This is a genomic window from Actinoplanes rectilineatus, assembly GCF_000962825.1.
GTDB classification, from domain to species: Bacteria; Actinomycetota; Actinomycetes; order Mycobacteriales; family Micromonosporaceae; genus Actinoplanes; species Actinoplanes rectilineatus.
This window is the reverse complement of sequence record NZ_JZKF01000073.1, coordinates 37,466-46,703: the sequence shown is the minus strand read 5'-3', so window position 1 is coordinate 46,703 and position 9,238 is coordinate 37,466. Positions and strand designations below refer to the sequence as shown.

Annotated in this window: 7 protein-coding genes; 4 read left to right on the top strand and 3 right to left on the bottom strand. The window is 69.3% G+C overall.

What is annotated here, in order from left to right:
* Positions 1-174: 174 nt before the first annotated feature.
* Positions 175-819, bottom strand: a complete 645-nt coding sequence (locus tag WH85_RS35845) for a Rossmann-fold NAD(P)-binding domain-containing protein (protein ID WP_045746555.1) — start codon at positions 817-819, stop codon at positions 175-177.
* A 383-nt stretch (positions 820-1,202) separates the two neighbouring features.
* A complete protein-coding gene (locus tag WH85_RS35840) occupies positions 1,203-2,123 on the bottom strand; it encodes an SDR family NAD(P)-dependent oxidoreductase (protein WP_045746554.1) in 921 nt (306 codons plus the stop codon).
* A gap of 106 nt (positions 2,124-2,229) precedes the next feature.
* On the opposite strand from WH85_RS35840, the gene WH85_RS35835 reads away from it, so the two are divergent.
* The 4 genes from WH85_RS35835 to WH85_RS35825 all read left to right on the top strand — a co-directional run bounded on the left by WH85_RS35835 (position 2,230) and on the right by WH85_RS35825 (position 6,932).
* On the top strand, positions 2,230-2,895 hold the full coding sequence (locus WH85_RS35835; protein WP_045746563.1) for a TetR/AcrR family transcriptional regulator: 666 nt from the start codon (positions 2,230-2,232) through the stop codon (positions 2,893-2,895).
* A 455-nt stretch (positions 2,896-3,350) separates the two neighbouring features.
* Positions 3,351-4,889, top strand: a complete 1,539-nt coding sequence (locus WH85_RS35830) for a multicopper oxidase family protein (RefSeq protein WP_045746553.1) — start codon at positions 3,351-3,353, stop codon at positions 4,887-4,889.
* A gap of 88 nt (positions 4,890-4,977) precedes the next feature.
* A complete protein-coding gene (locus WH85_RS51010) occupies positions 4,978-5,121 on the top strand; it encodes a hypothetical protein (protein ID WP_157411431.1) in 144 nt (47 codons plus the stop codon).
* 311 nt (positions 5,122-5,432) lie between these two features.
* Positions 5,433-6,932: a hypothetical protein gene (locus WH85_RS35825; protein WP_052721037.1), complete on the top strand. Its 1,500-nt coding sequence runs from the start codon at positions 5,433-5,435 to the stop codon at positions 6,930-6,932.
* On the opposite strand, the gene WH85_RS35820 is transcribed toward WH85_RS35825, so the two are convergent.
* On the bottom strand, positions 6,907-9,090 hold the full coding sequence (locus tag WH85_RS35820) for an NB-ARC domain-containing protein (RefSeq protein WP_045746552.1): 2,184 nt from the start codon (positions 9,088-9,090) through the stop codon (positions 6,907-6,909). The genes WH85_RS35825 and WH85_RS35820 overlap by 26 nt on opposite strands.
* Positions 9,091-9,238: the final 148 nt, after the last annotated feature.

Below are 9,238 nucleotides of genomic sequence, written 5' to 3'. Positions count from 1 at the left end.
TCCGCGTGGTGATTTCGGGCGCGCTGGACGCCCCAATTCACCACACCCGTGGCGGTGTGGTGATTACGGGCGCGCTGGACGCCCCAATTCACCACACCCGTGGGGGTGTGGTGATTACGGGCGCGCTGGACGCCCGAAGTCACCACGCAGGCAGACCCTGACTGCATTAGGTGTCTAGCGGAGGTCGCGGTTCTCCAGAATACGGTGGGGAAACCCGGTGCGGGCGGCGCGCAGCATGGCGCGGCCGAGTCGCTCGGTGGTGATCGCGTACTGCGGGGCGATTCTCTCGAGCAACGGAAATACCGGGGCGGTGAACGCGTATACGGTGCGGAACAAGTTGGTCTTCGAGGTGGCGTGGAATGTGGGCTGGACCATACCGGGACGGAATGCGTAGCCGTTCCGAAAGGTAGCGATGACGGCGTTCTCGGTTCGGCCCTTGACGCGGGCCCACATCTGCCGGCTGTCGGGGTCGGTGCCGCCTCCCGAGATGTACACGAAGGTCATGTCAGGGTTGATCTTGACGAGCGTGCGTGCGGCGGCGACCGGGTATTCGTAGTTGACCTCGGTGTAAGCAGCCTCGTCCAGACCGACCGAGGACACCCCGAGGCAGTAGAAACAGGCGTCGTACCCGGCCGTCTCGTGCTTGATCGGTGTCAGGTCGGCAAAGTCGTCCAGTAGCACCTCGCGCACTTTCGGATGCCTGATCCCGGTCGGCGTGCGCACCACAGTGAGCACCTGATCGACGTCCGGATCCAGCAGGCTCGCGTGCAGCACGCCTTGGCCGACCATGCCGGTCGCGCCGAAAATGATCACATTCATGTCTGTTCCCCTTCGGTGGGCGTTCTTGTGCCTCAAGGACGCGTCGTCGGCTTGATCTCGATGAGGGCCAGGGCCAAGGGCCAGGTGAGGCCGCCCACCGGAGCCCGATTGATCTGAGGGACTAGAAACGTTTCGTGGTCAGGGCGCGAATCCCATCCGCGTGATGATTTCGGGCGCCCTGGACGCCCGAAGTCACCACACCCGTGGCGGTGTGTTGATTACGGGCGCGCTGGACGCCCCAAATCACCACGCTGTTGTGGGTGTGGTGAATACGGGCGCGCTGGACGCCCCAAATCACCACGCTGTTGTGGGTGTGGTGAATACGGGCGCGCTGAGCGCCCGAAATCACCACAAAGGCAGACCCTGACTGACTCATTAGGTGTCTAGTTCTGGATGCCGGTAGCCATGACGGGGAACCGCACGCCGGTGAGGTCTTCGGAGATGGTCCACAGCCGCTGCTGGATGGCCACCTCGTAGGACTGCGGACTGGAGGTGACCAGCCGGGGGTGGCCCTTGATCTCGAAGTTTCCGCCGGGGCCGTAGTACTGGCCGCCGAGTGCGGCGGGGTCGGTGGCGGCGCGCAGGGTCGGCAGCGCGCCCATGGCGGGTGTCTGGGTGGCCAGTGGTGCGACCAGGGTGATCGGGAGCCGGAAGACGGCGGGGCTGTTGCGGGCCAGTTCGGTGCTGGACAGTCCGGGGTGAGCGGCGACCGCGACGGTGGTGCCGTGCGTGGCGAGCCGGCGTTGCAGCTCGTAGGTGAACATGAGGTTGGCCAGTTTGGACTGGCCGTAGGCGCCGGCCCGGCTGTACGACTTCTCCCACTGCAGGTCGTCGAAGTGGATCGCGGCGCGGATGCGGTGGCCGGTGCTGCTGACCGTGACCACGCGGGAGCCGGGTACGGGCAGCAGCAGGTCGAGCAGCAGTCCGGTGAGGGCGAAGTGTCCGAGGTGGTTGGTGCCGAACTGCATCTCGTAGCCGTCGCGGGTGGTCTGCTTCGGGTTGTACATGACGCCGGCGTTGTTGATCAGCAGGTCGATGCGGTCGAGCCGGTTCCGCAGCTCAGCCGCCGCGGTACGGACGGAGTCGAGCGAGGTCAGGTCGAGTGCCTGCACTCTCACGTCGCCGGTCATGCGGGCCGCGGCTTGTTCGCCCTTCTCGACGTTGCGCACGGCGAGCACGACGGTTGCCCCGCGCTCGGCGAGTGCTTTGGCGGTCTCGTACCCGAGTCCGGTGTTGGCGCCGGTCACCACGGCTACCCGTCCGCGCTGGCCGGGGATGTTCGCCGTCGTCCACTTGTCGCTCATGTCGCGCCCCTCACTTAAGTACCGCAGGTATCTTGCAGCGACGACGTTAAAGTACCGCCGGTATGGTTGTCAACGTACCGAGGGTACTTAAGTTAGGGTGGTGGTCATGACGTTTCAGCGGGCACGCACCGAGGAGCAGCGGGAGATCCGCCGGCGGGCCATCCTCGACGGGGCATCGGCGATGCTCGACGAGATGCCGGTCGCCGCGGTGACCCTGAACGAACTCAGCCGCCGGGTCGGCCTGGCGAAGCCGAACGTGCTGCGCTACTTCGAGTCGCGGGAAGCGGTGCTGCTGGATCTGCTGGACCGTTTCCTGCAGGAGTGGTTGACGCAGCTGGCGGGCGAACTGACGACCGGCGTCGACGACACGCTGCCACCGGCCGAACGGGCGGTGGCAGTGGCCGAGACCCTCAGCCGATCACTGTCCGGCCGGGTCGTGTTGTGCGAGCTCTTCGGCGCGCAGGCAAGCGTCCTGGAGCACAACGTCTCCGTCGAGGTCGTCGCGCGTTACAAGCGCGCCTCCCTGACCCGGCTGGCGACCATGGCCGAGCTCCTGCAGAAGTGTCTGCCGGAACTCGGGGATGATGCAGTGTTCTGCAGCCTGCAGACCATGCTCACCGCCGGCGCGCTGTCGCCGTACCGAACACCGCCACCCAGCCTTGAGGCCGCGTACCACACCGAGCCCGACCTTGCCCGCTCCCGCCTGGACCCCCGCGACTACTTGACGCAGGCGCTGACCGTGACCTTCCTTGGCGTACTCGCCCGCCGCTGACGGCATAGGACGACATCGCCCCTCACCGGTGCGACCAAGGGGCAGGTCGAGGCGGTGGGTGAGGAGTCATTCAGTCTCGGCGCGCTGCCCGGCGGTGATGGTGGTGAAGATCTGTCCGAGGCCGTCGGCGCGGGTGACGACCGAGTCGGCGTTGGTGCCGAGGCTGCCGGCCCATTCCATGAACCCGAGGAACCGCTGGCGGGTGTCCGGGGCCGGTGGACCACACCCTCGGGAGTGCCGGTCTGCAGGATCGCGCCCTGCGGGATCATCCCGGCTGCTCGGCATGCCGAACACGCTGCGTGTCTGATCATTTTCGGCCTCCCGCAAGACCCCGCCAGCGTGAGAGCGTGATCGTTAGCGGTCGCGTCATCGCTTTAAGCGAATATTCAGATACATAGCTTCCCGATAGATTCCGCCCAGCTTCCTACCATGATCCACATTGAATCTTCCGATCCATGGCAGATGCGCGGAACATCATCAACCACCGCAAACCCTCCCGGTTCCCCACTCGGCGTCAGGTGCTCGCCGGAACCTTCGGCTTCGGCGCCCTGGCGGCCCTGGCCCGCATCGGCAGTGGCACCTCGTTCGCCGAGGAGACCACCGCGACCGACACCACCGTGACGACCACCGCCACCACGAACGCCACCGCCGCCACCGGCACCCTGCCCATCCCCGACCTGCTCACCGCGACCGACGACGGCGGCGTCTCGGTCTTCGCCCTCGAGACGCAGGCCGGCACCAACACCACCCTGATCAGCGGCAAGACGATCACGACGGCCGGGTTCAACAGCACCTTCCTCGGCCCGACGATCCAGGTCACCGACGGGCAGGCGGTCCGGTTCGACATCACCAACACCCTCGACGACGAGACCACCGTGCACTGGCACGGGCTGCACATCGCCCCGTCCGAGGACGGCGGACCGCAGAACATCATCGAGGCCGGCGGCACCTGGTCACCGGCCACCACGATCAACCAGGGCGAGGCCTGCACCCTCTGGTACCACCCGCACGGCCTCGGCACCACCGCCGAGCAGGTCTCCCTCGGGCTGGCCGGCATGCTGATCGTCGACGACGGCTCGGCGGCCAACGCGGCGCTGCCCACCGCGTACGGCGCCGACGACATCCCGCTGATCATGCAGTCCACCTCGGTCAGCTCGGCCGGCTCGTTCGCGGCCACCAACGCGGCCTTCACCGCCTCCGGCGCTACGCTGAAGTTCCTGGTCAACGGGATGAGCGCCACGGACGAGACGCCGACGTTGTCGGTCGCCTACAGCCGGGTACGCCTGCGCCTGCTCAACGCCTCGCTGACCGACAGCATCACCGTGGCCCTCTCCGACGGCGGCGCCTTCACCCAGGTCGCCAGCGACGCGGCGCTGCTGCCCGAACCGCTCTCGATCACCAGCCTGCGGATCAGCCCCGGCGAACGGGCCGAGATCGTGCTGGAGCCGTCCGGCACGGTGACGTTGCGGGCCACCGTGCGCAACACCACCAACGGAACCCGGTACACCGTGTCGATGCTGGAGGTGAGCAGCACCGGCACGGACACCCCGGACGCGCTGCCCGGCACCCTCAACACGATCACCGACCTGGACACCACCGACGCGACCACCCGGACGTTCACGCTGAGCAACAGCGGCGCCAGCATGCTGATCAACGGGATCGCCGCCACCACGATGGACATCATGGACGCCAACGCGATCATGACCACCCTCGACGCCGTCGAGAAGTGGACCATCACCAATGCCAGCACGAACATCTACCACAACTTCCACCTGCACGACGTGCCGTTCCAGGTGGTCTCGGTCGCCGGCGCCACCCCGACCGGCGCGAACCTGGGCTGGCGGGACACCATCGAGGTCGCGCCCGGCACCAGCGTCGTCATCAAGATGCAGTTCACCGACTACGCGGACAACGAGTACATGTACATGCTTCACTGTCACAACGTGGTGCACGAGGACGACGGGATGATGCTCGGGCTCATGGTTATGTCCTGATTAAGTCCGGCATAACCAGTGAACGTTCGGCACGCTGCGTCAGTACCAGTAGGCGGCTGCGACGATGCGGCCCTGACTTGGGGGAACGATGAGCGAGCGGACCGGACGTGACGAGCAGCAGCAGGACCGGCTGCGGGCACGGCATCTGGCAGTGATCGTGGCGGTTCTGCTCCTGGCCGCGGTGACAGTCTTCGTGGCACAGCGTTACGGCGCGGGGATGGTCAACTCCTGACAGCCGCATTCCGTCACACTCTGGCCGTCGCTGCCGTGGACCCGGGCGGGTCCACGGCAGCGACGGATTGACTACCGTGGCCGGATGCCTTCCGTGGAACCGCCCCGCATCACGGCCGCTCCCCCGGTGGTAAGCCGGATTCGGCGAGATGGGTGAGCCGGTGCCATGGGGCGTAACCCGGCAAGCCGTTCCTCCGTTGGTCCACGGACCACGGACCACGGACCACGGACCACGGACCACGGACCACGGACCACGGACCACGGACCACGGACCCCTGGTCGACCGTCTCCTGTGAACGGGACGTTCTGCTGGTGGCGCGCACCGCTACCGCACTGAACCGGCTGCTCGACGTGGTGACGCTGCTGGCGGGCGACACCCGGCTGCAGATCTACCTCACCCATGACGCGGAGAACCCGGCCATGCTCGGGGACGGATTCCCGGCGCTCGTCGGTGGCCTCGGCATCCTGACGCTCACCTGGGACGAGGCCCGGACGCGGCACTTCGGCCTGGTGCTCTCCGCCAGCGAGAACGACCGGCTGCACCAACTGTCGCCGCCGATCCTGCTGCTGTCGCACGGGCTGGGATTCCAGAAGTTCTACCCCGGCACCCGGGTGATCGCCGGACTCGACCCGGAACGGTCACCGGCGACCACCACGATCGGACTGTCCCATCCGGACCAGCAGCGCCACCTGAACGCCGACCAGGAACGTCGCGCGGCTGTCGTCGGCGACCCCGCCCTGGGTCGGATGGCGGCGAGCACCCACCGACGTGATCATTACCGGGCTGCTCTCGGCGCCGACGGACGGCGACTGGTCGTGATCGCATCGACGTGGGGTCCGGACTCGCTCTACGGCAGCCTGCCCCTCCTTCCGGAACGGCTGTGCGGGCAGTTGCCGATGGACGAGTACACGGTCGCGGTGGTCCTGCACCCGGGAATCCGCGCCCGGCACAGCGACTGGCAGGTGCGGGCTTGGCTGGGACGAGCGACGAGATCGGGGGTACGCGTCGTGCCGCCCGCCGGGGAGTGGCAGGCCGCCGTCATCGCGGCGGACTGCGTGCTGTCCGACCACGGGTCGATGAGCGCCTACGCGGCGGCTTGGGGCGTACCCCTGATCCTCGGGCCGGCCGTGAGTGACACGACCGTGCCCGGATCCGTGGTGTCCGACCTGGCGGACCGGTGCCCACGGCTCGACCCGGACAGCGACCTCCGCAAACAGATCGACACCGCGATGGCCGCCGACGACTTCCGCACGCTCACACGAAACCGGATCAACCACCAGATCGCACCGGACGATCCGGCTGCGGCCGCACCCCTGCGACGCCGGATGTACCGCATGCTCGGCCTGGACGAACCGGGCGAACCCGCGGAGTTTCCACCCCTGCCCGTTCCCGCGGAGCTGCCGGCGACGGTCGGGGCATGGGTGGCGGGAATCGACGAGGAAGGGCGGCTGACCCGGTTCCCGGACAGCGGCACGGTGCACGACGACCTGCCGATGCGGCACGTGGTCGCCGACGTGGAACACGCCACGCTGACCCAGGTGGCGGGCGCGACGGTGGTGTGCAGCACCGCGTCCGGCGACCTGTTGGCCCAGTGGCCGCACGCGGTGATCGCCGCTTCCCCGCTGGAGGGCGGCTGCCGGGTGCGGACCCGCTCCGGCGACGACGTCGTGATCCGGACCGAGCCGGGCGTCGACCGCTGGGCGGCGGCCTCGTGGGCCTACCGGCGGCTGCGCCGGGGTGAACCGCTGACCGGCCCGGGACTGCTGCGGCTGGGCGACCGGGAGATCACGGTGCGGGCGGAAGCTCACTGAGCCGCTGCGCGACGTGGGCGAAAGCCGGATGACCGGACCGGAAGTACTGGCCGGCGATCCAGCCCCACCGGGCGCGGGCCGCCTCGACGTCGCCGCGCAGAAGCTCCAGCCGGGCCTCCAGGTCGACGATCTCGATCTCGTACTGCGTCGCGCCGCCCGCCCCGATCAGCACCCGCACCCGGCGCAGTTCACCGGCCGCCGCGTCCGCCTCGCCCAGACCCAGGTACGCCTTGGCCCGCACGGTGTGCACCCGGGCCGCGTTCCGCGCGTCCCCGTCCAGCACCGGCACCGTGGTCAGCAGGGCGAGCGCTTCCCGGTCCCGGCCGGCGCCGGTCAGGACGTTGGCGAGCATCCGCAGGTGCAGGGCCAGCGCACGCTGGTCGCCGGCCTCCCGATCGATGCGGACCGCCGCTCGCAACGACTCCTCGGCCCGGAGCCGGGCCTCCTTCTCCGTGCCGTTCTGCCGGCCCTGCTCCAGGGTCCAGCCGGCCCGGAACTCCAGCAGCGACGACGCCAGCTGCCGGTCGTCCGGCGGCCGCAACTCCTCCGCGGCCCGCAGCTCCCCATCAGCGCGGTCCACCTGGCCCATCAGGTAGCTGATCCGCCCCTGCAGCGAGTGCAGGCGACTCGCCGCCGCGGGCAGCCCGGCCGCACCGGCGCTGGCAATGCCCCAGGTGTTGACGGTGGCGCAGAGCAGGTGGTGGCCGCGCGAGGTCAACAAGGCCTCCAGGGCGCCGCAGATCTGCAGCACCTCGAGGTGGCGGCCCCGCCGGTGCGCCTCGGCCAGCAGGCCGATCACCCCCGGGGATTCGCCCTGCAGCCAGTCCAGCGGAGTCAGGTACGGCAGCGGCCAGGCCACCACGGGCGGTGCCGGATAGCGGCGCAGCCGCCCCTGCCGGGCCCGGTCGGTGACCCCGGCCGGGTCCATGCCCAGGTCGGCGGCGCCGGCCATGTCCCGGAACCAGAGCAGGTACCGGTTGAACGCCTCGTCGTGCCGGGCGTCGCCGACCGGCAGCGCGGACGCCCGGCGCCACACCGGCCACAACAGTCGAAGCCGGCCGCCGACCCCGTGGAAGAGCAGTCCGGCCTCGAGCAGACTGTCGAGCAGCGCGTCGCCGGAACTCCCCAGCCAGACGGTCGCCGACAACCGGGTGAAGTCGTCACCGGGGAACCGGGCCAGCAACGCGAGATCATCGACCGCCGCGGCGGAGAGCCCGTCCAGGCTCCGGCCCACCGACGTCTCGAGCACCCCGGCCCCGTCCCCGCCGTCGCCGAGCTGCCGCACGAGGTCGGCGACCACACCCGGCTCGCCCCGGCGAGCCTGCAACCGGGACGAGAACTGCAGCAGCACCGCGGGAATCCCGGCACTGACACCGATCAGAGCATCGACGGCGGCAGGTTCGGCCGCGAGCACCGCCGCACCGCACTTCGCAACCAGCAGCTCCCGCGCCCCGTCGTCGTCGAGGCCCCGCAGCACCATCGGCTCGGACGGGCACCAGGCACGCAGCTCGGCGGTCAGCACCCGGGTGGTGATCAGCACGGTCGCGGCCGGCCAGCCGTGGGCCAGCACCCGGGCCTCCTCGGCGCCCACCACGTTGTCGAACACCACCGCGATCCGCCGGTGCACCAGCGCACGGAGGTACTGGTCGGCCACCACCGCGGCGGAGTCACCGGCGAGCGGGACGCCGAGCTGCCGGAGGATCTCCTGCTGCACCTCGACGATCCGCAGCACCGGGCCGTCCCGGTAGTCGTCGAGGTCTACTTGCGCGTACCCCTGAATCTGATCGTGGATGTCGTGCACCACCTGCCGGACCAACGCGGTCTTGCCGGTGCCGAAGGCCCCGGCCAGCAGGTGCAGACCAGGCTTGCACAGGCGGGCACGTGCCTCGACCCGGTCGACGAAAAAGGCCGGCGGGACACTCGCGGCCATGTCGACGTTCTCCACCGCGACCAGTTCCTGCACCAGCCGCGCCGCGAACTCCGCGTCGTCGCGGGACCGGCGCACGACAGCGGCGACGAGCGCGTCCCGGTCCTTCGGCAGGCTCCCGCCACCGAGAACGAGGTGCCGCAGCCGCGCCAGCGCACCGGCGGCGACGCCGGCGATCCCGGGCGTGAGAACCCGGACCGCTTCCGAGGCGACGACCTCAAGCATCGACATGGGCCGCCCCTTTCCCCTGTGGTCACCGGACGCTAACACAGCGCGATACCCAAAAAGGACAGACAACCGACGGTGGAGGGAAGGCCTACCGTCACCGGTAGGCCTTCCCTCCTTCGCTATGGCGGCGTGCCGTAGGCGGCAAGCACGA

Bases quoted from the DNA above. Each gene is read 5' to 3' on its own strand.
- WH85_RS35845 (WP_045746555.1), bottom strand. From the start codon at position 819: ATGAATGTGATCATTTTCGGCGCGACCGGCATGGTCGGCCAAGGCGTG.
- WH85_RS35840 (WP_045746554.1), bottom strand. From the start codon at position 2,123: ATGAGCGACAAGTGGACGACGGCGAACATCCCCGGCCAGCGCGGACGG.
- WH85_RS35835 (WP_045746563.1), top strand. From the start codon at position 2,230: ATGACGTTTCAGCGGGCACGCACCGAGGAGCAGCGGGAGATCCGCCGG.
- WH85_RS35830 (WP_045746553.1), top strand. From the start codon at position 3,351: ATGGCAGATGCGCGGAACATCATCAACCACCGCAAACCCTCCCGGTTC.
- WH85_RS51010 (WP_157411431.1), top strand. From the start codon at position 4,978: ATGAGCGAGCGGACCGGACGTGACGAGCAGCAGCAGGACCGGCTGCGG.
- WH85_RS35820 (WP_045746552.1), bottom strand. From the start codon at position 9,090: ATGTCGATGCTTGAGGTCGTCGCCTCGGAAGCGGTCCGGGTTCTCACG.